Genomic DNA, 23,818 nt, shown 5'->3' on the forward strand with positions numbered 1-23,818 from the left:
ACGCAAGCGCGTGGCGCACACGGCTAGCCGCCGCCGATGGCGTGGACCACTTCGACCTGGTCACCTTCGGTGAGGGCGGTCTCGGCGTGCTGGCTGCGCGGGACGATATCCTGGTTGCGCTCCACTGCGACGCGACGTCCGATCAGGTCCAGACGGGTCAGCAGGGCCGCGACGGTTTCACCGTCGGGCAGTTCAAAGGGTTCGCCGTTCAACTGAATGCGCATGCCACGGGCCGCCATCGTTTTTAGGGGCCAGCATTCTAGCGCGATTGGGACCTGAAGGTCAGCTTCAAGCGTCAAGCGGTCATAGCTGCAAGCGCCATGCTGCCAAGCCCAACAAGAACCAGCCGAACAGGAAGGCCAAGCCGCCGAATGGCGTGATGATGCCGAGCTTGCTGATGCCGGTCATGGTCAGCACATACAAACTGCCGGAGAACAGCAGGATGCCGACGGCAAACGAGATGCCCGCCCACGTCACGATGCGGCCAGGGATATGCGCAGCCAGCAGCGCCACGCCGAACAACGCCAGGGTATGCACCAACTGGTAAGTGACACCCGTGTGGAAAACCGCCAGGTACTCGACGCTCAGGCGGTTTTTCAGGCCGTGGGCGGCGAAGGCACCGAGGGCGACACCGGTGAAGCCGAAAAAGGCAGCCAGCATCAGAAAGCTACGCAGCATGAGGAACTCCAGTCAGACTCATCGGGCAGGGTCTGTATAATGGCCCGCTCAACGTGTTCGGCCAAGCCATCTCTATGCTGCGTCTCCTCTTCAAACGCTTTCTCAACGTCGTGAAATGGTTTGCCATCGGCAGTGTGTTGCTGGTGCTGCTGTTCCGTGTCGTCCCCCCACCGTTCACCGCCCTGATGGTGGAGCGCAAGATCGAGTCCTGGTTCGACGGCGAACCCATTGACCTGCAGCGCACCTGGGTGCCGTGGGACGAGATCTCAGATGACCTGAAAGTGGCGGTAATGGCCGGTGAGGACCAGCGCTTCCCGCAGCATTGGGGTTTTGATTTCGGCGCGATCCAGGCGGCGATCCTGCACAACGAGCGTGGCGGTTCGATCCGTGGCGCCAGTACGCTGAGCCAGCAGGTGTCGAAGAACCTGTTCCTGTGGGCCGGTCGCAGTTATCTGCGCAAGGGGCTGGAGGCCTGGTTTACCGGGCTGATCGAGCTGCTGTGGCCCAAGCAGCGGATTCTTGAGGTGTACCTCAACAGCGTGGAGTGGGATGAAGGGGTGTTTGGCGCGCAAGCAGCCGCACGGCATCACTTTGGGGTGAGCGCCAAGGGGCTGTCGCGGCAGCAGGCCAGCTACTTGGCCGCCGTACTGCCCAATCCACGGGTGTGGAGTGCCAGCCATCCAACGGCCTATGTGGCGCGGCGCGCGGCGTGGATTCGCCAGCAGATGAGTCAGTTGGGCGGGGACGGTTATCTGGTGGAGCTGAACAACTCGCGCAAAGCGCCCTGGTCCGAATGACACACTGCGGTCCACTGTAGGAGCTGGCTTGCCTGCGATGGCGGTGTGTCAGGTTGCAGATGAGTTGGCTGACTGGGCCTCATCGCAGGCAAGCCAGCCCCTACAGTGCACCGCGTTGGACGCCAGGCTTTCGGACACAAAAAATGCCCCGATCTTTCGAGCGGGGCATTTTTTTGTTCGTTCACAGCATTTTAGGCGGCGATCGATAACTTCAGCTTGTTCATCGCGCTTTTCTCAAGCTGACGAATGCGCTCGGCCGACACGTTGTACTTTTGCGCCAGGTCGTGCAGCGTGGCTTTTTCTTCCGCCAGCCAACGCTGGTAGAGGATGTCACGGCTGCGGTCGTCCAGCACTTCCAGCGCTTCGTGCAGGTTGTGGTTGGAGTTGTCGCTCCAGTCGGCGTCTTCCAGTTGGCGCGCCGGGTCATACCGGTGGTCTTCCAGGTAGTTCGCCGGCGATTGGAAAGCGCTGTCGTCGTCCGCTTCCGCGGCCGGGTCGAAGGCCATGTCATGGCCAGTCAGGCGGCTTTCCATCTCGCGCACTTCACGGGGCTCCACGCCGAGGCTTTCGGCCACGCGCTGGACTTCCTCGTTGTTCAGCCACGCCAGGCGTTTCTTCTGGCTGCGCAGGTTGAAGAACAGCTTGCGCTGGGCCTTGGTGGTGGCCACTTTCACGATGCGCCAGTTGCGCAGAATGAACTCGTGGATTTCCGCCTTGATCCAGTGCACGGCGAACGACACCAGGCGCACACCCATCTCGGGGTTGAAGCGCTTGACCGCCTTCATCAGGCCGACATTGCCTTCCTGGATCAGGTCAGCCTGGGCCAGCCCGTAGCCGCTATAGCTACGGGCGATATGTACGACAAAACGCAGGTGGGCAAGCACCATCTGCCGAGCCGCCCCCAAATCCTGCTCATAGTAGAGACTCTCGGCCAGTTCACGCTCCTGCTCGGGTGTCAGCAAGGGAATGCTGTTAACCGTGTGCACATAGGCTTCCAGGTTCGCACCCGGGACCAAGGCATAAGCAGGTTGCAAAGAAGTGGTCATACGAAAAAACCTCCGACTCACATAACTCGTGCAGTTCAGCACTGCGAAAATTGACCGGGAACCGTAGGACAAGTTCCCTATACCGCTGATACGGTCAATACAAACGAAACCACATTACCGTGACATTAACTACTTTGGCGTCAGCTCGCGTAAATGCCGCGCCACCGCAATCCAGGCACCGATATAACCCAACAAGACCGCGCCAAGCAAGAGGCTCAGACCGTCAGCCACCGGCACGCCGGCCAGGGCAAAATCGCTGCCGTACAACCCGGCAAGCCCGACGACCGCGTCATTCAGCCAGTTCAGGCCAAACGCCAGCACGCCCCAGGATAAAATCCCTGCACCAAAGCCATAAAGCGCGCCCATGTACAGAAAAGGACGACGCACATAGCTGTCCGTGCCGCCGACCAGTTTAATCACTTCTATCTCGGTGCGACGGTTTTCAATATGAAGACGAATGGTATTACCTATCACCAAAAGTAATGCAGACACCAACAGCACCGTCAGGCCGAACACAAAGCGGTCACCCAGCTTGAGGATGGCCGCCAGGCGCTCTACCCAGACTAGATCAAGTTGCGCCTGTTGCACCTTCGGCATCTCTGCGAGTTTTTGTCGCAGCGCTTCGAGGGCAGGCTTGTCGACTTCGTTCGGCGTCACCAGCACCACGCCCGGCAGCGGGTTCTGCGGCAGCTCCTTGAGCGCCTCCCCCAGGCCGGACTGTTGCTGGAACTCTTCCAGGGCCTGGTCGCGGCTGACGTATTCGGCATCCGCCACGCCCGGCATCTGCTTGATGTCGTCGCGCAACGCTTCGCCTTCTTTAGTGCTGGCATCGAGACTCAAGTACAGCGAAATCTGCGCCGCACGCTGCCAGGAACCGCCCAGGCGCTCCACATTATTAAGCAGCAGCGACAAGCCCATCGGCAGGCTCAGGGCCACGGCCATCACCAGGCAGGTGAAAAAGCTGCCGATCGGCTGCTTGCCCAGGCGGCGCAGGCTGTCCAGCAGGCTGGCACGATGGCTTTCGATCCAGGCGCGCAGCAGGGTGCTGAAGTCCGGGCCGTCGTCTTCGTCGTGTTTTTTCTTTTTCGGTTGCGGGTCAGCCGCTTTCGGCGCTACGCGCTCGGAAACCTTGGGACTACGTGTTGCACTCATACGCCGGCCTCCCCGTCACCGATCAAGCGTCCGCGTTGCAGGGTCAGCATGCGATGGCGCATGCGTGCGATCAGCGCCAGGTCGTGACTGGCGATCAGTACACTGGTGCCCAGGCGGTTGATGTCTTCGAATACCCCCATGATCTCGGCCGCCAGACGCGGGTCGAGGTTACCGGTGGGCTCGTCCGCCAGCAGCAGGGCCGGGCGATGGACGATAGCGCGGGCAATGCCGACGCGCTGTTGCTGGCCGGTGGACAGGTCGCCTGGGTACAGGTCGGTCTTGTCCGACAGTGCCACGCGTTCCAGGGCCGAATCCACGCGCTTGATGATTTCGGCCTTGGACAACCCAAGGATCTGCAGCGGCAACGCAACGTTGTTGAACACCGTGCGATCAAACAGCAACTGGTGGTTCTGGAACACCACGCCGATCTGGCGGCGCAGGAACGGGATCTGCGCATTGCTGATGGTGGCTAGGTCCTGGCCCGCCAACAGCAATTTGCCGGTGGTCGGGCGCTCCATGGCCAGCAGCAGGCGCAACAAGGTACTTTTACCGGCACCGGAATGACCGGTCACGAACAAAAACTCGCCTCGCCGTACTCGAAAGCTCAGCTCATGCAAGCCGACATGCCCGTTGGCATAGCGTTTACCGACCTGTTCGAATCGAATCATGAACGCTCCCGCTCGGCAAACAGTGCCTGGACAAAGGGTTCGGCTTCAAAGGTGCGCAGGTCGTCGATGCCTTCGCCGACACCGATATAACGAATCGGCAACCCGAACTGTTTGGCCAGGGCGAAGATCACGCCGCCTTTGGCCGTGCCGTCGAGCTTAGTCAATGCCAGGCCGGTCAGTTGCACCGTCTGGTTGAATTGCTTGGCCTGGCTGATGGCGTTCTGCCCGGTACCGGCGTCCAGCACCAGCAGCACCTCGTGGGGCGCGTCGGCATCAAGCTTGCCGATGACGCGGCGCACTTTCTTCAGCTCTTCCATCAGGTTGTCTTTGGTGTGCAGACGACCGGCGGTATCGGCGATCAGCACATCGATGTTGCGGGCCTTGGCGGCCTGCACGGCGTCGAAGATCACCGAAGCGGAGTCCGCGCCGGTGTGCTGGGCAATCACCGGGATCTTGTTGCGCTCACCCCACACTTGCAACTGTTCGACGGCGGCGGCACGGAAGGTATCGCCAGCGGCAAGCATGACTTTCTTGCCTTCCAGCTGCAGCTTCTTGGCCAGCTTGCCGATGGTGGTGGTCTTGCCGGCACCGTTGACGCCTACCACCAGGATCACAAAGGGCTTCTTCGGGGTGATCACCAGCGGCGCTTCTACCGGCTTGAGCATGGCAGCCAGCTCGGCCTGCAAAGATTTGTACAGCGCGTCGGCGTCGGTCAGTTGCTTGCGCGCGACCTTCTGCGTGAGGCTCTGGATGATCACGGCGGTGGCTTCGACGCCCACGTCGGCGGTCAGCAGGCGGGTTTCGATGTCTTCCAGCAATTCGTCGTCGATGACTTTTTTGCCGAGGAACAGGCTGGCCATGCCTTCGCCAATGCTGGCGCTGGTCTTGCTCAGGCCTTGTTTGAGGCGGGCGAAGAAACCGGTCTTGCTGGTTTCGGCCGATACGACGAGCGGTTGTTCCGGCTCGATAACGGCGGGCGCAGCAGCAACCACGGCGGGAGCCGGTACTTCGATGACCGGCGGCGCTTCAACCACGACCTCCACCGGCTCGGCTGCCACGGGGATCGGCGGCACCACGTGCTCGGCCTGCACATCCTCGACCAGTGCCACGGGCTCTTCGGCCACCGGCAGCTGCGGCCATGGTGCGTGTTCGGGCTCAGGTTGCGGCTCGGCCTCAACCACCGGCTGCAACACCGGCTCGGCCATCGGCAACACCACGGGCGCCGGCGTTTCGGCAATCGGTTCGGCTTCTACTATAGGATCGGTGATCGGTTCAGCTGGAACCTGCGGCTGTTCGACGACGGTTTCCTGCGACTTTTTGCGCAGCCATCCGAACAGGCCTTTCTTCTCGCCAGCCGCAGCTGGGGTCTTCTTGTCGTCGTTGGAACCAAACATGGAGACGGCTATCTCAAGGTAGCGGCGCGCCAAGGGGCACGTCGGTAAATAAAATTCGATGCGTAACAGACTGTTTTAAAGCCCGCTCGTTCATGCGCAACATTTTGTAAGGCCTAAATAAGGCCTCAACAAGACAGCCGCAGTGGCCGCCCCTAAGTCGGATCGGTATCCTAGCACCTCCTCGCCCGCCGACGCTAAGACCAAGCGGGCAGCCCAACAGGTTTAAAAACGAATGAATGCTCTAGCCCGCCACGCCGCAGGCCTGCTGCTCAGCACAGTGTGTCTGCCCCTTTCAGCTTTCGCCGCCGACCCACAACCCACCCATGAATTCACCCTGGACAACGGCCTCAAGGTCGTCGTGCGCGAGGACCATCGCGCGCCCGTGGTGGTTTCCCAGGTCTGGTACAAGGTCGGTTCGAGCTACGAAACCCCGGGCCAGACCGGTTTGTCCCACGCTCTGGAACACATGATGTTCAAGGGCAGCTCCAAGGTCGGTCCCGGCGAAGCCTCGCTGATCCTGCGTGACCTGGGCGCTGAAGAAAATGCATTCACCAGTGATGACTACACCGCGTATTACCAGGTGTTGGCCCGTGATCGCCTGGGCGTCGCCTTCGAACTGGAAGCCGACCGCATGGCCAGCCTGCGCCTGCCGGCCGACGAATTCAGCCGCGAGATCGAGGTTATTAAAGAAGAGCGCCGCCTGCGCACCGACGACAATCCGATGTCCAAGGCCTTCGAACGCTTCAAGGCGATGGCCTTCCCGGCCAGTGGCTACCACACGCCGACCATCGGCTGGATGGCCGACCTGGACCGCATGAAAGTCGAAGAACTGCGCCACTGGTACCAATCCTGGTACGTGCCGAACAACGCCACCCTGGTGGTGGTGGGCGACGTGACCCCGGACGAGGTGAAGAACCTGGCCCAGCGCTACTTCGGCCCGATCCCCAAGCGTGACGTGCCGCCCGCCAAGATCCCGCTGGAGCTGGCGGAGCCCGGCGAGCGCCTGCTGACCATGCATGTGCAGACGCAACTGCCGAGTGTCATCCTGGGGTTCAACGTACCCGGCCTGGCCACCGCCACGGACAAACGCTCGGTTCAAGCCCTGCGCCTGATCTCGGCGCTGCTCGACGGCGGCTACAGCGCGCGCATCTCGGAGCAGTTGGAGCGCGGTGAAGAGCTGGTATCCGCCGCCTCCACCCACTACGACGCCTATACCCGTGGCGACACCCTGTTCATGCTCACCGCAACCCCCAACCAGCAAAAGAAAAAACCGTTGCCCAAGCCGAAGCCGGCCTGTGGCGCCTGCTGGAAGAGCTCAAGGCCAAACCGCCGACTGTCGAAGAACTGGAGCGTATCCGCGCCCAGGTCATCGCCGGCCTGGTCTACCAGCGTGACTCCATCACCAGCCAGGCCACGGCCATTGGCTCGCTGGAGACCGTCGGCCTGTCCTGGAAGTTGATGGACAGCGAACTGGCCGACCTGCAAAGCGTGACCCCGGAAGATATCCAAAAGGCCGCGCGTACGTATTTCACCCGCGAACGTCTGAGCGTCGCCCATGTTCTGCCTGAGGAGACCGCTCATGAGTGATCGCAAAAGCAGCCGCCTGATCCTGATCGGCCTGATCGCCGCCACCCTGATCGCCGCGAGCACCGTGTATGTGCTCAGCCCCGACAAGTCCGTAGCCAGCCAGGCATTGGACAAGGCCCAGTCGGGGCAAAAACTGCAATCCCTGGCGGAGCTGGACGGCAAGGCGCCGACCAACCGCAAGCTCGATGTACAAACCTGGACCACCGCCGAAGGTGCCAAGGTGCTTTTCGTTGAAGCCCATGAACTGCCGATGTTCGACATGCGCCTGCTGTTCGCCGCCGGCAGCAGCCAGGACGGCAACGTGCCGGGCCTGGCGCTGATGACCAACGCCATGCTCAATGAAGGCATACCGGGCAAGGACGTCAGCCAGATCGCCAGTGGTTTTGAGGGCCTGGGCGCCGACTTCGGCAACGGCGCTTACCGCGACATGGCGCTGGTGTCCCTGCGCAGCCTGAGCGATAGCGATAAACGCGAAGCGGCCCTGGCGCTGTTTGACCAGGTGATCGGCAAGCCGACCTTCCCCGCCGACTCCCTGGCACGGATCAAAAACCAGATCCTCGCCGGTTTCGAGTACCAAAAGCAGAACCCCGGCAAACTGGCGAGCCTGGAGCTGTTCAAGCGCCTGTACGGCGACCATCCTTACGCCCACTCCAGCGAAGGCACCGCCGACAGCGTTCCGACGATCAGCGTGGCACAGTTGCAGGCATTCCACGCCAAGGCCTATGCCGCCGGTAACGCCGTGATTGCGGTGGTGGGCGACCTGACCCGCGCCGAAGCCGAGGCCATGACCGCCAAGGTGTCCGCATCGCTGCCCAAAGGCCCGGCCCTGGCGAAGATTGCCCAGCCGACCGAGCCAAAGCCGGGCCTGAGCCATATCGAGTTCCCGTCCAAGCAAACGCACCTGCTGCTTGCCCAACTGGGCATCGACCGCGCCGACCCGGACTACGCGGCCCTGTCCCTGGGCAACCAGATCCTCGGCGGCGGAGGCTTCGGCACCCGCTTGATGAGCGAAGTGCGTGAGAAACGTGGCCTGACCTATGGCGTCTACTCGGGCTTCTCGCCGATGCAGGTGCGCGGTCCGTTCATGATCAACCTGCAGACCCGCGCCGAAATGAGCGGCGGCACCCTGCAATTGGTCGAGAGCGTACTGGCCGAGTACCTCAAGACCGGCCCGACCCAGAAAGAACTGGACGACGCCAAGCGCGAGCTGGCCGGTAGCTTCCCGCTGTCCACCGCGAGCAACGCCGATATCGTCGGGCAACTGGGCGCCATGGGTTTCTATGACCTGCCGCTGAGCTATCTGGAAGATTTCATGAAACAATCCCAGGCCCTGACCGTAGAGCAGGTCAAGGCTGCCTTGAACAAACACTTGAGCGCCGACAAGATGGTCATAGTGACCGCCGGCCCGACGATTGCACAAAAGCCACTACCGCCCCCCACTGATAAACCCGCCGAGCAGCCGCTCGGGGTCCCGGAGCATTAATGGCCAGTTCATCTCGCCCGAAAAAACCTGTCCACAACGTACATAACGGAGTGGGCCAACTGCGCATCATTGGCGGTGAATGGGGCAGCCGCAAGCTGAGCTTCCCCGACGTCGTGGGCCTGCGCCCAACGCCGGACCGCGTGCGCGAAACCCTGTTCAACTGGCTCGCGCCGTATATCGCGGGCGCCAAGGTGCTGGACCCCTTCGCCGGCAGTGGCGCGCTGTTCCTGGAAGCGTTGTCCCGTGGCGCGGCGCAGGCCCAGGCGCTGGATGCCAGCAATGTAGCGGTGTCCAGCCTCAAGGAACACCTGGGCACCCTGCGCTGCACCAACGGCCAGGTGCAGACCGCCGATGCCCTGCGCTACCTGGAAACCCAGGCCGCCAGCGCGTACGACGTGGTGTTCCTCGACCCGCCGTTCAATCAGAACCTGCTGCCGACCGTGTGCGCACTGCTGGAAGAGCGCCAGTGGCTGGCGCCGGATGCGTGGATCTACACTGAAAGCGAAACCGCGCCGTCTACCCTGGGCTTGCCGGGCGAGTGGCGCCTGCATCGGGAGCAGAAGTCCGGGCGGGTGTATTACGCGTTGTGGCATCGGCTGGTCGAAAGCGCCGCCTGATCTTTCAGACTGGCTTCAATGGTGGCGGGCGGTGCGACGATTCGACAAGCCCGCTCGCCACAAACTGAGAGTTTCATGACACCGTCCTCCGACCTGTTCACCCCCGCCTTCGGCCTCGGCAACCCCCACCTGCAAACACTGTGGGGGCCGCTGTGGCGGCCGACCACGCACATAGAACGCCAACGCGAACGCTTGTGGCTGGACGATGGCGATTTTCTCGACCTCGACTGGCATGGCCCCCACGACGCGCAAGCGCCATTGGTGCTGGTGCTGCATGGGCTGACCGGTTCATCCAATTCCCCCTATGTGGCCGGACTGCAAAAAGTCCTCGCGGCCCAAGGCTGGGCCAGTGCGGCCTTGAACTGGCGCGGCTGCTCGGGCGAGCCCAACCTATTGGCGCGCAGTTATCACTCGGGCGCCAGCGAAGACCTCGCCGCCGCCATTGCGCACCTACGCGCCAGGCGGCCGTTGGCGCCGCTGTATGCGGTGGGGTATTCCCTGGGTGGCAATGTGCTGCTCAAGCACCTGGGGGAAACCGGCGAAGCGTCCGGGCTGCAAGGCGCGGCGGCGGTGTCGGTGCCGTTTCGACTGGACCAATGTGCGGACCGTATCGGGCTGGGTTTTTCACGGGTGTATCAGAAACATTTCATGCGCGAGATGCTGGCGTATATTCGCGTCAAGCAACGCCAGTTCTTGCAGGATGGCCGGGCGGATGGGCTCAAAACCCTGGAGGCGCTTGGCTCGCTGGAAAAAATGCGCACATTCTGGGATTTCGATGGCCGGGTCACCGCACCGCTGCACGGGTTCCTCAGTGCCGAGGATTATTACCGCCGCGCCTCAAGTCGCTACTACCTGGGCGCTATCCGCACGCCAACCCTGATCATCCAGGCTGCCGACGACCCCTTCGTATTCGCCCACAGCTTGCCCGAAGCCAGCGAGCTGTCGGCGTGCACCGAGTTTGAGCTGACGGCCAAAGGTGGGCACGTGGGGTTTGTGGACGGTTCGCTGAAGCGCCCCGGCTACTACCTGGAGCGGCGCATCCCAGAGTGGCTACTGACACAACACGGTTAACCATGTGGATTGGGTGTACAGACCCGATTGCTCAGTCGCCAGTCGCGACTTCCCGCTTGGGATCAACAATCCACTCGCTCCATGACCCCGCATACAACTTGCCCAACGGGTAACCCGCCAGGCTCAGGGCAAACAGGTTGTGGCAAGCCGTCACGCCCGAGCCGCAATACGCCACCAGCTCCTGCGCCGAGCGGCCTTGCAGCTGCGCGGCGAAGCGCTGCTTGAGCTGCTCGGCCGGCAGGAAGCGGCCGTCACTGCCCAGGTTTTCGTTGAACGCCGCACATTGCGCGCCGGGAATATGCCCGGCAATCGGATCAATAGGCTCAACTTCACCGCGAAAACGCGCTTGGGCGCGGGCATCGATCAGGGTCAGGCCGGGTTGGCCCAGGCGTTTTTGCAGATGCTCGGCATCCAGCAGCAGGTGATTGTCCGGCTGGCCGGTAAAGGTTCCCGGCTCGATCACCGGCGCATCCAGGCTCAACGGGAAGCCCGCGGTGTGCCAGGCCTTGAGGCCGCCATCCAGAATAAACACACCATCGCGCTTGCCCAGCCAAGCCAGCAACCACCATGCGCGGGCGGCGTAGGCGCCAGGGCCGTCGTCGTAGAGCACCACGTCGGTGTCGGCGCTGATACCCCAGGCTCGCAGTTGCTGGGTAAACGTAGCCGCTGCCGGCAATGGATGACGACCGGTCACACCTTTGATCACTGGCCCGCTGAGGTGGCGCTCCAGGTCGGCATATTGCGCGCCTTCGATATGCCCTTCGGCATAGCTGCAACGGCCGTAATCCGGGTCTTCCAGGGCAAAGCGGCAATCGAGGATCACCAGGCCCGCGGCCTGCTGGCGCTCGGCCAATTGCTGGGGGCTGATCAGTTGAGCAAGCGGCATGACGAACTCCTACGAATACGTGGGGAAAGGTCTACTTCACTTCTTCCAGCGCCTGGTTCAACGGCACATAAAACTCTTTGAACAGGGCATCCACCGCCTCTTTCGCCTGTGGGGTGACAAACCCTGCCTCCAGCACCAGCACCTGGTATACCCCGCGCTTGATCGCTTCGGCGCTCAAATGTGCGGAGTTTTCGTTGGTGGTACATAAGAAGCGCACCCAGGACGTGAGGATGATCCAGGCATTGAGGGTCAGCGCTTCGGTTTGCACCGGGTCCATGTTGAGAATGCCGGCATCGACAAACCCTTGGTAGATCGCGCCGCCCTGGGTCAGGCAACGCTGGGAAAAACGCCGATAGCCGGTGGCCAGTTCCGGGTCGCTTTCCAGCAAGTGTTCGAGGTCTCGGTGCAGGAAACGGTAGCGCCACATGCCGGCCAGCACGGCCTGCAGGTAGAAACGCTTGTCCTCCACGACCATCGCGCGCCCCTGTGGCGGGCGCAGGAAGCTGTCTACCAGCGCTTCGTATTCGCGGAACAATACGGCGATGATCGCCTGCTTGTTGGGGAAGTGGTAGTACAGGTTGCCCGGTGAGATCTCCATGTGGGCAGCGATATGGTTGGTGCTGATACTGCGCTCGCCCTGCTGGTTAAAAAGCTCCAGGCTGGTTTGCACAATGCGTTCGCTGGTCTTTACTCGTGGTGCCATAGGGGAATCAGCTTCTGTACACGTGATAGAGCATCTTACGGCCTATCCTTGTCAGGATAAATCTGGATGTTACTGCAATGTTATTTGACAATTTAGAGCAATGACTCTAAAAATCCAGGCAGACCAATAACAATCGGGACTGCGCCATGTCTGCCAACGTTGCCTATTTGCAAGATTCCCAGGCGCTGGATCAACTCCATAGCCTGTTCGATGCTCAACGGCGCGCCTATGCGGCCAATCCCATGCCGCCGGCCGCGCAGCGCCAGCAATGGCTCAAGGCCCTGGGCGAGCTGCTCAGCGACGAACGCCAGGCGCTGATCGAGGCTATCAGCCAGGACTTCAGCCACCGCAGTGCCGATGAAACCCTGTTCGCCGAGCTGATGCCCAGCCTGCATGGCATTCACTACGCCAGCAAACACCTCAAAGGCTGGATGAAACCTTCCCGTCGCGCCGTAGGCCTTGCCTTCCAACCTGCGTCAGCCAAAGTCATCTACCAACCCCTGGGCGTGGTCGGGGTGATCGTGCCGTGGAACTATCCGTTGTACCTGGCCATCGGTCCGTTGGCGGGTGCTTTGGCGGCCGGCAACAGGGTGATGCTCAAGCTCAGCGAATCCACGCCCGCCACCGGTGAATTGCTCAAAAAGCTGCTGGCCAGGATCTTCCCCGAAGACCTGGTGTGCGTGGTGCTCGGCGAAGCCGAAGTGGGCATGGCTTTTTCCAAATTACGTTTCGACCACCTGCTGTTCACCGGCGCCACCAGCATTGGCAAACACGTGATGCGCGCAGCGGCCGAACACCTCACACCGGTGACCCTGGAACTGGGCGGCAAGTCGCCGGCCATCGTTTCCGCAGATGTGCCGCTCAAGGACGCCGCCGAACGCATTGCCTTTGGTAAAGCGTTGAACGCTGGGCAAACCTGCGTGGCACCCGACTACGTGCTGGTGCCGGAAGACCGCGTCAACGCGTTCGTCGAGGCCTACAGCAAGGCGGTTCGTGGCTTTTATCCGACCCTGGCCGACAATCCGGACTACACCGCGATCATCAACGAGCGACAACTGGCTCGGCTCAACGCCTACATAAAGGACGCCACCGACAAAGGCGCCACCCTGATTCCGCTGTACGACCAGGGCCAGGCGCGACGTATGGCCCACAGCCTGCTGCTGAACGTCAGCGACGACATGACCGTGATGCAGGACGAAATCTTCGGCCCCGTGCTGCCGATCGTGCCCTATCGCGGCATCGATCAGGCCTTTGCCTACATAAACCAACGCCCTCGCCCGCTGGCTCTCTACTACTTCGGCTACAACAAGAGCGAACAAAACCGTGTGCTCCACGAAACCCATTCCGGCGGCGTGTGCCTGAACGACACCCTGCTGCATGTAGCCCAGGACGACATGCCCTTTGGCGGCATCGGCCCATCCGGCATGGGCCATTACCACGGGCATGAAGGCTTCCTCACGTTCAGCAAGGCCAAGGGGGTGCTGGTGAAGCAGCGCCTTAACGCCGCCAAGCTGATCTATCCGCCCTACGGCAAAGCCATCCAGAAATTGATCCAGAAGCTGTTCGTTCGCTGATACCGCCACCCACGGGACAACAATAACAATGAACCCAAGCCTGACTGATTCACCCGCGCTGTCACGGCGCGGCGTCTTGAAAATCGGCCTGTGCGCCAGCGCCTTCCTGGCCACCGCCGGGTTGGGCGCCAGCCTCAGCGGCTGCTCCAGCAGCACACCGGCCAGTGGCTTCGCCCTGTTGCGCAACAGCGACTTGCCGTTTTTGCGCGCGGTGATCCCGGTGTTGCTGGAGGGCGTCGCCAGCGCCCAGGAAGTCGCCAGCAAGGTCGAAGACACGCTGAAAAAGCTCGATTTCAGTCTGCGGCACCTGTCACCGGAGATGTTCAAGCTCACCCAGCAACTTTTCGATGTGTTGAGCATGGGCATCACCCGCGGCCCGCTGACCGGCATCTGGGGCAGCTGGGAAAACGCCAGCGGCGAGCAGATCCGCAGCTTCCTGCACCGCTGGGAGAACAGCTACCTGAACCTGCTGCGCATGGGCCAGGGCTCGCTGCTCAAGCTGGTGATCATGGCCTGGTACTTCCAGCCGGCGTCGTGGGTGCATTGCGGTTACCCCGGCCCGCCGAAAATCTGAGCGGCACCCCCACAATAAAAACAAGAGACGACCCCGATGCCTGTACCCGACCTGTTCCGCGACGGCCTCGCCCGAGGCTGGAAAACGCATAATGGCTCCACCCTCGACAGCGACCTGACCCTGGAAGCCGACGTTGCCATCATCGGCAGCGGCGCCGGTGGCGGCACCACCGCCGAGATTCTCAGCGCCGCCGGCTACAAGGTCCTGCTGATCGAGGAAGGCCCGCTCAAGACCAGCAGCGATTTCAAGCTGCTCGAAGACGAGGCCTACACCAGCCTGTATCAGGAAGGCATCGGCCGCATGAGCAAGGACGGCGCGATCACCATCCTGCAGGGACGGGCCGTAGGCGGCACCACGCTGATCAACTGGACCTCCAGCTTCCGTACCCCGGACGCCACCCTCGCCCATTGGGCCAGCGAATACGCGGTGAAAGGTCACGGCAGCGCCGAGATGGCGCCCTGGTTCGAAAAGATGGAACAGCGCCTGGGCATCGCCCCCTGGATCATGCCACCCAACGCCAACAACGACGTGATCCGCAAAGGCTGCGAGCAACTCGGCTACAGCTGGCACGTGATCCCGCGCAATGTGCGTGGCTGCTTCAACCTGGGGTATTGCGGCATGGGCTGCCCGGTCAACGCCAAGCAGTCGATGCTGGTGACCACCATCCCGTCCACCCTGGAGAAAGGCGGTGAACTGCTTTACCTGGCTCGCGCCGAACGCCTGAATTACGCCGGCGACAGCATCAGCAGCCTGGAATGCCTGGCCATGGACGCGCGTTGCGTGGCGCCAACCGGGCGCAAGATCACAGTCAAGGCCAGGCACTATGTGCTGTCGGGCGGCGGCATCAACAGCCCGGCGTTGCTGATGCGCTCGGACGCGCCCGATCCCCACTCGCGGCTGGGCAAGCGCACCTTTTTGCACTTGGTGAATTTCTCCGCCGCATTGTTCGATGAGGTGATCAACCCGTTCTACGGCGCGCCGCAATCGATCTACTCCGATCACTTCCAATGGCAGGACGGCACCACCGGCAGAATGTCCTACAAGCTTGAAGCTCCGCCCTTGCATCCGGCATTGGCCAGCACGCTGCTGGGGGGCTACGGCACGCAAAACGCCCTGGACATGAGCCAATTGCCCAACACCCATGCCATGCTCGCGCTGCTGCGTGACGGCTTCCACCCCGACAGCCCTGGCGGCAGCGTGGAACTGCGCGGCGACGGGACACCGGTGCTCGACTATCAGGTGTCGCCCTACGCCTGGGACGGCCTGCGCCGTGCCTTTCACAGCATGGCCGAGATCCAGTTCGCGGCGGGCGCCAAGTCCGTCAAACCCCTGCACCACGATGCACGCTATGTAAAAACCCTGGGCGAAGCTCGCACGCTGATCGACGACCTGAACCTGGAGCTGCATCGCACCTGCCTGGGCAGCGCCCACGTAATGGGCGGCTGCGCCATGGGCGAAGACCCGAAAAACGCGGTGGCCGACAGCCTCGGTCGCCATCATCAGCTGCGCAACCTGTCGATCCACGATGGCTCGCTATTCCCCACCAGTATTGGGGCCAACCCGCAATTGTCGGTGTATGGATTGACCGCTCAACTGGCGACGGCATTGGCCGAACGTCTGAAAACAGCGTGAAAAAACGTTCGATACGCGGCCTCTATCTACATAAGTCGACTTGGCCGACCGGGAAGGCTGCGATACCATCCGGTTCCCCAACGGACTCCGCCAGGACGACGCGATGAACCGAGTGTTGTACCCAGGTACCTTCGACCCGATTACCAAAGGCCATGGCGATCTGGTCGAACGCGCCTCTCGTTTGTTCGACCATGTGATCATCGCAGTCGCGGCCAGCCCCAAGAAAAACCCGCTGTTCCCCCTGGAACAGCGCGTGGAGCTGGCGCGAGAGGTCACCAAGCATCTGCCTAACGTGGAAGTGGTGGGTTTTTCCACACTGCTGGCGCACTTCGCCAAAGAGCAGAACGCCAATGTGTTCCTGCGTGGCCTGCGCGCGGTGTCGGACTTCGAATACGAATTCCAGCTGGCCAACATGAACCGCCAACTGGCGCCGGACGTGGAAAGCCTGTTCCTCACGCCGTCGGAACGTTATTCGTTCATTTCCTCGACGTTGGTGCGTGAAATTGCCGCTTTGGGCGGGGATATCACCAAGTTCGTGCACCCCGCCGTGGCGGATGCATTGACGCTGCGCTTCAAGAAGTAAGACCGCTTAATCGGCGCCTGCTCGCACTGCGGGCGCCAATGCGGCACAATTGCGCGCATTAGTTTTCAGATGCCTTGGCTGACGGCCCTGGCAGGAGTTTCCATGTCCCTGATCATCACCGACGATTGCATCAATTGCGACGTCTGCGAACCTGAGTGCCCGAATGCGGCGATTTCCCAAGGTGAGGAAATCTATGTGATCGACCCCAACCTGTGCACCCAGTGTGTCGGCCACTATGACGAACCCCAGTGCCAGCAGGTGTGCCCGGTGGAATGCATTCCGCTGGATGAAGCCCATCAGGAGACACAAGAGCAGTTGATGGAGAAGTACCGGAAGATTACCGGTAAGGCCTGAGCCTTTTATTTGCTGGAAGGGCCTCTTCGCGAGCAAGCCCGCTCCCACAGTTGACCGAGTACACCCTTTGGAATGCGGTCGAATGTGGGAGCGGGCTTGCTCGCGAAATCGATAGCAGCCATCACTCAGCAATCAACGCTGGCACTTAGGGCAAAACACACTCGCCCGCTGCCCCAGTACCACATTGCGCAACTCGCTCCCGCAGACCTTGCACGCCTCGCCTCCCCGGCCATAGACGTACAGCTCCTGCTGGAAATACCCCGGTTGCCCGTCACCCCCGATAAAGTCCCGCAATGTGGTGCCGCCACGCTCGATCGCAGCCGCCAGAATGCGCTTGATCTCGAGCGCCAGCTTCAAATAACGCCCGCGTGAAATACCGCCAGCCGCGCGACGCGGATCAATCCCCGCCGCAAACAGCGCTTCCGTCGCATAGATATTGCCCACACCCACCACCACGGCGTTGTCCATGATGAACGGCTTCACCGCCATCGACTTACCGCGAGACAGTTGAAACAAACGCTCACCGTCGAACAGCTCGGTCAACGGCTCCGGCCCCAGGCGCATCAGCAGTTCGTGGTTGTGCGGGTCCAGGCTCCAGAGCATCGCGCCAAAGCGTCGCGGGTCGGTGTAGCGCAAGGCCAGGCCCGACTCCAGCTCGATGTCCACATGTTCATGCTTGGCCGCCGGCATCCCGACTTCCACCAGGCGCAAATTACCCGACATGCCCAAATGGCTGATCAGCGTACCCACTTCGGCGTTGATCAACAGGTACTTGGCCCGCCGCTCCACCAGCACGATGCGCTGCCCGGACAAGCGCACATCCAGATCTTCCGGGATCGGCCAGCGCAGGCGGCGCTCGCGTACCACCACGCGGCTGACACGTTGGCCTTCCAGGTGTGGCGCAATGCCACGCCGGGTGGTTTCGACTTCGGGTAACTCGGGCATGTGTACCTCTTGAAGGGGGTCAGTGCGCGCCCAGTTCGCGGATCGACAACTTCAGGCTCTCGAAGTCGTAGTCCGACAGGCCCACGTAGTCCAACACCAGGGGGCCGACGGTTTCCCACTCGTGATCGACCGTCTGGTTACCCAGCACCCGGTAGGACGAACAGATATGCTCGGCCATCTTCAGGATCGCCAGCAGGTTTTTCAGCTGAGGATTGCGCGGCGAGTCATCGCTGAAAATCGCCAGGGCATTGTGGTGGTTGGCGATGGCGTCGGTCACATGCTCGGGCAGGCGCCAGGACTTGGCCGTGTAGTAGCCGACCACCGCATGGTTGGTGTTGAACGCGTTGTTTTCGGTGTCGACCACCCGGCAGTCAGGGCCGGCGTTGGCGTAGGCCTCTTCCAGCACCGCCATGTAGTTGGGGAAGCGCTTGAGCATCAGCGGCACGCCGCAATCGTGGAACAGCCCCAGAGCGTAGGCCTCGTCCACTGCCTGGGAGCCCGTGCGCTTGGCCAGGGTGAGGCAGGTCATGGCCACATCCTGGGCCGTGTCCCAAAAGCGGTTGAGCGTGACGATGGTGTCGTCGCTCATCTCGCCCCTGATCGACAAGGCGTTGATCAGGTTGATGATCGAACGACTGCCCAGCAGGTTCACCGCACGCTGGATCGAGGCAATCTTGTTGCTCAGCCCGTAATACGACGAGTTGACGATCTTCAGCAACGCGCCGGACAGGCCGGGATCCTGGGAGATCAACCGCGCGATCACTTCCAGGTCCGGGTCGGGCATGTACTGTTCCATCTGCAAATCCACCATGATTTGCGGTTGGGGCGGCACGGTGATGCCTTGCAGGGCCTGTTGAATCTGTTCGGCGGAAAGCTCTTGGGACATAAGTGCATACTCTGGGCTAGGTGGGGATTCTAACCTCTAAGCAAAGCTGACCGACACCTCAAATACCGGATTGGAATGAGATCAGATGTGGGAGCGGGCTTGCTCGCGAAAGCGGTGTACCAGTCGGCGGATGCAGTGCCCGACACACCGCTTTCGCGAGCAAGCCCGCTCCCACACACGGTATACTCCCGCTCTTTTTCCGGAGCGACGTCATGTCCCTGCCAAGCCTGCGTCTCAAAGCCAACGCCGATCGTCGTTTGCGCAACGGCCACCTGTGGGTCTACAGCAACGAAATCGACGTGGCCGCCACTCCACTCCACGGCTTCCAGGCAGGCGACCAGGCTATCCTGGAAGCGGCCGGCGGCAAGACCCTGGGCATCGTGGCTATGAGCCCGAACAACCTGATCTGCGCCCGCCTGCTGTCGCGCGACATCAAGTTGCCATTGGACAAGTCGCTGCTGGTGCACCGCCTCAACGTCGCCCTGTCCCTGCGTGATCGCCTGTTCGACAAGCCGTTCTACCGCCTGGTCTACGGTGATTCCGACCTGTTGCCGGGCCTGGTAGTCGACCGTTTCGGCGACATCCTGGTGGTGCAGATCGCTTCGGCGACCATGGAAGCTCATAAAGAAGACGTGATCGCTGCCCTGACCCAAGTGCTCAAGCCGAGCGGCATCCTGTTCAAGAATGACTCCGCCGCGCGCGATGCCGAAGGCCTCAACCGCTACGTCGAAACCGTGTTCGGCCTGGTGCCGGAGTGGGTTGCGCTGGAAGAAAACGGCGTGAAATTCGAAGCCCCGGTGATCCAGGGCCAGAAAACCGGCTGGTTCTACGACCACCGCATGAACCGCGCCCGCCTGGCCCCGTATGCCAAAGGCAAACGCGTCCTCGACCTGTACAGCTACATCGGCGGCTGGGGCGTGCAAGCCGCGGCTTTCGGCGCCAGTGAAGTGTTCTGCGTCGACGCCTCCGCCTTCGCCCTCGATGGCGTGGAGCGCAACGCCGCGCTGAACGGCGTCGCCGAGAAGATGACCTGCATCGAAGGCGACGTCTTCGAAGCCCTCAAAGAACTGAAAGCCAGCGAAGAACGTTTCGACGTGATCGTCGCCGACCCACCGGCCTTCATCAAACGCAAGAAAGACATGAAGAACGGCGAAGGCGCCTACCGCCGCCTCAACGAGCAAGCCATGCGCCTGCTCAGCAAGGACGGCATCCTGGTCAGCGCCTCGTGCTCCATGCACCTGCCGGAAGACGACCTGCAAAACATCCTGCTGACCAGCGCCCGCCACCTGGACCGCAATATCCAGATGCTGGAGCGTGGCGGCCAGGGCCCGGATCATCCGGTGCACCCGGCGATTGTCGAGACGCGGTATATCAAGAGCATTACGTGCCGGTTGTTGCCCAATAGCTGATTCGCATCTGAAAGGGGATTCCAAATGGAGCCCCCCGACTTCACTCCCCCCAAAATCATCCCCCACCCGACATTCTTTCAATGGCAATCAATTAAACTTAAAACTAAGAGTTTGCTCCCTCACTGTAATACTATTCCGACAAGAAAACTCGAAGACTCCTACGCATTTTTTTCTTGAAAATGGACCATTAAAGCCTACTATTTATATGTCACCGGCATCGGTAACACTTAAATAAAATCAAGTTGCACAAGGAGATCCAAAATGAAAACAATTAACCTGGAAACATCCAACATCGCCAACTTGGCTTTCTTGGTAGCACCGAAAGTTCGCTAAGTAAATCAAACGCTGGGGAGTGCCGGCTACCCAGCGTTTTCGGTACAACAGGGAGGCACGGCAATGCAAATAGCTCCTTATATATTTATTCTCCCCAGAACACCTACCGTAGTAGTATGGGACTATAAAAACCATAAGCAATTCGAGTTAAACCTTACCTACTCAACGCGACTCACCGAGCTGATACATAACCCAAACAACTTCGACATTTCAAACCCCATAGACTCTCAACTATTAGCAGCAGGAATATTGACAGAGCTCGCACAAGAGCAACTTAATTGGGGCTGGGACGAACTATCAAAAATCTTTCATATCGGCACTAAAAATATTCCTTGTAGTCACGTTCCCGAAAACACTGACGAGTGGGCGAGCATCTATCTTGATCACTGTACGGAAACACTAGCCACCCCTCCCCCTCTAGCACGAACGGCCACTAACAATGATGAAAATTCTATAATTCACTTACCAATACCTCTTGAACTGCCAAAGCATTCACTTCAACACATTTTATTCACCCGGAAAACCTGCCGTACTTTCACAGGCGAATCCATCTCCTTACATACCATAGGCACCATCCTTTATCTGTGCTTAGGATATTTAAAAGAAAGACTACATACTATTGATGAAGCTATTGCGGAAGGACTTGAGGCCCGAAGAAGCAGCCCATCCGGAGGAGGACTAAACGCGTGTGAGGGTTTTCTTTATGCTCAAAATATAGAGGGATTAAAGCCCGGTATTTACGCTTACAACGCAGCGGAACATACACTGAGCTTCGTTAATCCACACCTCAACCAGACATTAGGATGTGTGCTATCGGGACAGCATTTCATTAACGATCTTCCAGCGGGCCTATTCATCACCTGCCGGTTCGACAAACTTTGGTGGAAATACGGACACTCGCGAGCTTATCGGATGGCCTATGTTGAAGCTGGTCATATCTCGCAAACTTTTCAATTAGTCGCAACCGCGCTGGGCCTGAACACTTGGTTGACCGGCGCTCTGACAGATCATCAGGTCGAATCATTATTAGGTATTGAAGAAAACAATCCTGAACAAACCATATTTTTTGTTGGATGCGGTAAAAGCGACGGGCAAGTAATGTGCAAAGAATTGACATCGCTGCTAAAAACTCGAGGGTAGAACATATGGTTGAGCCGCTCATCGACCCTAGTATGTGGAAAACACATTTCACTCTTGGGAATTGGAATACTCGCGCATCGGTGCGAACCAGCGATCACCATTATAAATTGCCTTCGGACCTAGAAAAGCAGCTGCAATCACGAAACTGGTTTCCCCCAGCGCTCCTTCCGTACCTCAATCACCCGGAAATCAAATTAGCCGATCAGGCCATCACCAAACGCCTTTGCGCTAATCACCTAGTAAACTTTCTTCACTACACAACACTACTTGAGCATCGAATTGTTAATCGCTCCGTTGAAGTTATTATTCACGATGAACTTGACTTCCCGATACTACCTCACATGAAAACAGCAGCGCTGCAGCTCTATACCGACGAAGGTTATCATGCGCTATTTTCCAACCAACTTGCAGAGCAAATTATTGGCTTCTATGGTATGACTGACCAACCGGTCACACACAAGCGAATAACTCGACTCAATAATTTAATCGACAGCGTTCCTAATAAACAGAGAGCACTGACATGGTTTCTAGTTGGCTTCGTATCTGAAACGATCATCGCTAAAGATCTGCGTGATATTTATCAAAACAGTTTGGTATGCAGCGTTCAGGATATGCTAAGTGACCATCTGACTGACGAAGCACGACATAGTCGCTATTTTAGCGAGGTCTTTCATTATCTGTGGTTGCAGATGAACGATGAGTTACGTATGTCGTCCGCCATACAACTCTTAGAAATTCTTCTGATCTTCTTTGAAACCGACGAGCAATGGCTAGAGCGCAGTTTACGTAGTGTGCAATTGAGTGAGGCCACTGTCGAGCAAATCCTAGTCACGATGGCGGATCCGCATGCTCATACTCTTCGCATTCGCTCAGGCGCTAGCGCTACATTTCAAGCATTAAAAAAAGCAGGTTTTTTCAAACAGCCTGAAATTCAAAATTTATTCTTTAAAATGGCACTTATCGATGAATGAAGCACTTATCGCTGCGAGCGGCAAAAAAAAGCGTAGATCAGCAGTCATCTTATTAATGACTATGGTACTACTCGGTGTTTTTCCTCTAGATGTGTTACTGCCGTCCTTTCCTGCATTGGCTGAGCACTTTCAGAATAAGCCAGCGGACATTGCGTTCTCTATCAGTCTTTTCGCTATCGGTATCTCTCTATCGCAACTTTTAATCGGACCACTCTCAGATACCCTTGGGCGCAAGGGCTTGTTGATTGGAGGAATGGTTATGTCAATCATCGGCGCCACCGGCTGTGTGTTCTCGAATGAATATACATGGTTTTTGATATTCAGGATCATCCAAGCCATCGGCTGCGGCTGCTTCGTGCTATCACAGGCGTTGGTTCAGGATATGTTTGAAGGTAAAGAGAGGGATCGATTGCGGATTCTAATGATTACGGCCAGCGGAATTTTTATCTCAGTATCACCGTTACTCGGCAGTGTACTGCAACAGTTCCTCGACTGGCCTGGCAGCTTTCTTCTTTTTATTGTATTGGCCGTTTGCGTTTTGTTAAAAACGTATTTTCTACTGGAGGCTGATCACATAACTCCGCACTCAAACCGAAATATTATCCGCGCTTATCAGCTAGTGTTCAAAAGCGGAAACTTCGTCGGTTATTGGCTAATTGCAGCTATCGCTTTCACCTGCCATTTTTCATTCATCGTCATATCACCACTCATTTTTATGGATCAGTTGCAGCTGTCCACCTATGAATTCTCTCTAACTTTGTTACTTTACGGCGCGGCTTACGTCACTGGCGGAATCGTGGCTCGCATACTCTCTAATTGGCTGGTCCCCAAGGCTCAGATCATTTTCGGTTTGGCTCTGATTTTTTGTTCCGGGCTGTTGATGCTTTTTCTGTCCCAGGTGCTTGAACTTTCAGCGGTGACGGTATTAGTACCAATGATCATCTGCACGACCGGCACCACCATTTGTCGGCCCATCGCGACCTCTAAAGCGATGGAGGTGTTCCCGGAAAATGCCGGTACAGCGGCATCGGCGGGGAACACTTTAATTTTTATACTGGGTGGATTGATTAGCGCATTGATCAACATAAGCACGATTAATTTGCTAACGACCCTGGCATTGGTTTTTTTGCTGCTGAGTACAATGGCTCTAGTGTTGAATTCATTGATCTCACGTCGCCAGCAAATTTTGAACATTGGTTGACACCGCCAATACACACCTAGCCATTCCCTCCAGCCGCCAGCGGTGTAGAATCGGCCCTATTCATCGCCAGTCATCCCCCGGCGGGTTTATGAGCTCAAGGCCAATGCGCACGGCGATCCCGTCACGTTTGCGGC

Annotated in this window: 23 protein-coding genes and 1 pseudogene; 14 read left to right on the forward strand and 10 right to left on the reverse strand. The window is 59.2% G+C overall.

Going from position 1 to position 23,818, the window contains the following annotated elements:
- Window positions 1-23 precede the first annotated feature (23 nt).
- Together thiS and AB4O05_RS02935 are read right to left on the reverse strand one after the other, a co-directional pair.
- Window positions 24-224, reverse strand: coding sequence for a sulfur carrier protein ThiS (thiS, locus tag AB4O05_RS02930; protein ID WP_460133216.1), 201 nt, complete (start codon window positions 222-224; stop codon window positions 24-26).
- A gap of 79 nt (window positions 225-303) precedes the next feature.
- Complete coding sequence (locus AB4O05_RS02935; protein WP_460133213.1) at window positions 304-678, reverse strand: DUF423 domain-containing protein; 375 nt, start codon at window positions 676-678, stop codon at window positions 304-306.
- 74 nt (window positions 679-752) lie between these two features.
- On the opposite strand from AB4O05_RS02935, the gene mtgA reads away from it, so the two are divergent.
- Window positions 753-1,475, forward strand: coding sequence for a monofunctional biosynthetic peptidoglycan transglycosylase (gene mtgA / locus AB4O05_RS02940; protein ID WP_460133210.1), 723 nt, complete (start codon window positions 753-755; stop codon window positions 1,473-1,475).
- A gap of 191 nt (window positions 1,476-1,666) precedes the next feature.
- Here mtgA and rpoH read toward each other — a convergent pair whose 3' ends face one another.
- The 4 genes from rpoH to ftsY all read right to left on the reverse strand — a co-directional run bounded on the left by rpoH (window position 1,667) and on the right by ftsY (window position 5,735).
- Window positions 1,667-2,521 carry an RNA polymerase sigma factor RpoH gene (gene rpoH / locus AB4O05_RS02945; RefSeq protein ID WP_460133208.1) on the reverse strand — a complete coding sequence of 285 codons (855 nt, stop codon included), beginning with the start codon at window positions 2,519-2,521 and terminating at the stop codon, window positions 1,667-1,669.
- A 129-nt stretch (window positions 2,522-2,650) separates the two neighbouring features.
- Window positions 2,651-3,673, reverse strand: a complete 1,023-nt coding sequence (ftsX, locus tag AB4O05_RS02950) for a permease-like cell division protein FtsX (protein ID WP_460133205.1) — start codon at window positions 3,671-3,673, stop codon at window positions 2,651-2,653.
- Window positions 3,670-4,341, reverse strand: coding sequence for a cell division ATP-binding protein FtsE (gene ftsE / locus AB4O05_RS02955; protein WP_003176700.1), 672 nt, complete (start codon window positions 4,339-4,341; stop codon window positions 3,670-3,672). The genes ftsX and ftsE overlap by 4 nt, the downstream gene beginning before the upstream one ends.
- Window positions 4,338-5,735 (reverse strand): signal recognition particle-docking protein FtsY, encoded by a 1,398-nt coding sequence (gene ftsY / locus AB4O05_RS02960; RefSeq protein ID WP_460133202.1) that lies wholly within the window; start codon window positions 5,733-5,735, stop codon window positions 4,338-4,340. Before ftsY ends, ftsE begins: the two co-directional genes overlap by 4 nt.
- 232 nt (window positions 5,736-5,967) lie before the next feature.
- On the opposite strand from ftsY, the pseudogene AB4O05_RS02965 reads away from it, so the two are divergent.
- The 4 genes and pseudogenes from AB4O05_RS02965 to AB4O05_RS02980 all read left to right on the forward strand — a co-directional run bounded on the left by AB4O05_RS02965 (window position 5,968) and on the right by AB4O05_RS02980 (window position 10,493).
- Window positions 5,968-7,322 (forward strand): annotated as a pseudogene (locus tag AB4O05_RS02965) (M16 family metallopeptidase).
- Window positions 7,315-8,805, forward strand: coding sequence for a M16 family metallopeptidase (locus tag AB4O05_RS02970; protein ID WP_460133197.1), 1,491 nt, complete (start codon window positions 7,315-7,317; stop codon window positions 8,803-8,805). The pseudogene AB4O05_RS02965 and the gene AB4O05_RS02970 overlap by 8 nt, the downstream one beginning before the upstream one ends.
- The gene (gene rsmD / locus AB4O05_RS02975; RefSeq protein ID WP_460133195.1) at window positions 8,805-9,422 is read left to right on the forward strand and encodes a 16S rRNA (guanine(966)-N(2))-methyltransferase RsmD; all 618 of its coding nucleotides are present in this window, start codon (window positions 8,805-8,807) and stop codon (window positions 9,420-9,422) included. Before AB4O05_RS02970 ends, rsmD begins: the two co-directional genes overlap by 1 nt.
- Before the next feature lie 75 nt (window positions 9,423-9,497).
- Window positions 9,498-10,493, forward strand: coding sequence for a hydrolase (locus AB4O05_RS02980; RefSeq protein ID WP_460133193.1), 996 nt, complete (start codon window positions 9,498-9,500; stop codon window positions 10,491-10,493).
- 31 nt (window positions 10,494-10,524) lie between these two features.
- Here the strand turns inward: AB4O05_RS02980 and AB4O05_RS02985 are convergent, their stop codons facing one another.
- Together AB4O05_RS02985 and AB4O05_RS02990 are read right to left on the reverse strand one after the other, a co-directional pair.
- The gene (locus AB4O05_RS02985; protein ID WP_460133190.1) at window positions 10,525-11,379 is read right to left on the reverse strand and encodes a sulfurtransferase; all 855 of its coding nucleotides are present in this window, start codon (window positions 11,377-11,379) and stop codon (window positions 10,525-10,527) included.
- Window positions 11,380-11,410: 31 nt separating this feature from the next.
- Window positions 11,411-12,082 carry a TetR/AcrR family transcriptional regulator gene (locus tag AB4O05_RS02990; protein ID WP_460133188.1) on the reverse strand — a complete coding sequence of 224 codons (672 nt, stop codon included), beginning with the start codon at window positions 12,080-12,082 and terminating at the stop codon, window positions 11,411-11,413.
- Between the two features lie 146 nt (window positions 12,083-12,228).
- On the opposite strand from AB4O05_RS02990, the gene AB4O05_RS02995 reads away from it, so the two are divergent.
- From AB4O05_RS02995 to AB4O05_RS03015, 5 genes are all read left to right on the forward strand, one after another.
- Entirely contained in the window at window positions 12,229-13,656 is a 1,428-nt protein-coding gene (locus AB4O05_RS02995; RefSeq protein ID WP_460133185.1) for a coniferyl aldehyde dehydrogenase, read from the forward strand.
- Between the two features lie 28 nt (window positions 13,657-13,684).
- Window positions 13,685-14,230, forward strand: a complete 546-nt coding sequence (locus tag AB4O05_RS03000) for a twin-arginine translocation pathway signal protein (protein WP_460133183.1) — start codon at window positions 13,685-13,687, stop codon at window positions 14,228-14,230.
- Window positions 14,231-14,266: 36 nt separating this feature from the next.
- A complete protein-coding gene (locus AB4O05_RS03005; protein ID WP_460133181.1) occupies window positions 14,267-15,862 on the forward strand; it encodes a GMC family oxidoreductase in 1,596 nt (531 codons plus the stop codon).
- A 103-nt stretch (window positions 15,863-15,965) separates the two neighbouring features.
- Entirely contained in the window at window positions 15,966-16,445 is a 480-nt protein-coding gene (gene coaD / locus AB4O05_RS03010; RefSeq protein WP_003176711.1) for a pantetheine-phosphate adenylyltransferase, read from the forward strand.
- Window positions 16,446-16,547: 102 nt separating this feature from the next.
- Window positions 16,548-16,799: a YfhL family 4Fe-4S dicluster ferredoxin gene (locus AB4O05_RS03015; RefSeq protein WP_460133178.1), complete on the forward strand. Its 252-nt coding sequence runs from the start codon at window positions 16,548-16,550 to the stop codon at window positions 16,797-16,799.
- A gap of 132 nt (window positions 16,800-16,931) precedes the next feature.
- Here the strand turns inward: AB4O05_RS03015 and mutM are convergent, their stop codons facing one another.
- Window positions 16,932-17,744 (reverse strand): bifunctional DNA-formamidopyrimidine glycosylase/DNA-(apurinic or apyrimidinic site) lyase, encoded by an 813-nt coding sequence (gene mutM / locus AB4O05_RS03020; RefSeq protein WP_460133176.1) that lies wholly within the window; start codon window positions 17,742-17,744, stop codon window positions 16,932-16,934.
- 19 nt (window positions 17,745-17,763) lie between these two features.
- On the reverse strand, window positions 17,764-18,576 hold the full coding sequence (locus AB4O05_RS03025; RefSeq protein WP_460137699.1) for an HDOD domain-containing protein: 813 nt from the start codon (window positions 18,574-18,576) through the stop codon (window positions 17,764-17,766).
- Between the two features lie 266 nt (window positions 18,577-18,842).
- Between AB4O05_RS03025 and AB4O05_RS03030 the strand changes: the two genes are divergently transcribed.
- From AB4O05_RS03030 to AB4O05_RS03045, 4 genes are all read left to right on the forward strand, one after another.
- Window positions 18,843-20,039, forward strand: a complete 1,197-nt coding sequence (locus AB4O05_RS03030; RefSeq protein WP_015886370.1) for a class I SAM-dependent rRNA methyltransferase — start codon at window positions 18,843-18,845, stop codon at window positions 20,037-20,039.
- 396 nt (window positions 20,040-20,435) lie between these two features.
- Window positions 20,436-21,512 (forward strand): SagB family peptide dehydrogenase, encoded by a 1,077-nt coding sequence (locus AB4O05_RS03035; protein ID WP_460133174.1) that lies wholly within the window; start codon window positions 20,436-20,438, stop codon window positions 21,510-21,512.
- Window positions 21,513-21,517: 5 nt separating this feature from the next.
- A complete protein-coding gene (locus AB4O05_RS03040) occupies window positions 21,518-22,483 on the forward strand; it encodes a diiron oxygenase (protein WP_460133171.1) in 966 nt (321 codons plus the stop codon).
- Complete coding sequence (locus AB4O05_RS03045) at window positions 22,476-23,684, forward strand: MFS transporter (protein ID WP_460133169.1); 1,209 nt, start codon at window positions 22,476-22,478, stop codon at window positions 23,682-23,684. The genes AB4O05_RS03040 and AB4O05_RS03045 overlap by 8 nt, the downstream gene beginning before the upstream one ends.
- The last annotated feature ends 134 nt before the right edge of the window (window positions 23,685-23,818 follow it).

This window comes from Pseudomonas sp. S1_G07, from assembly GCF_054668565.1.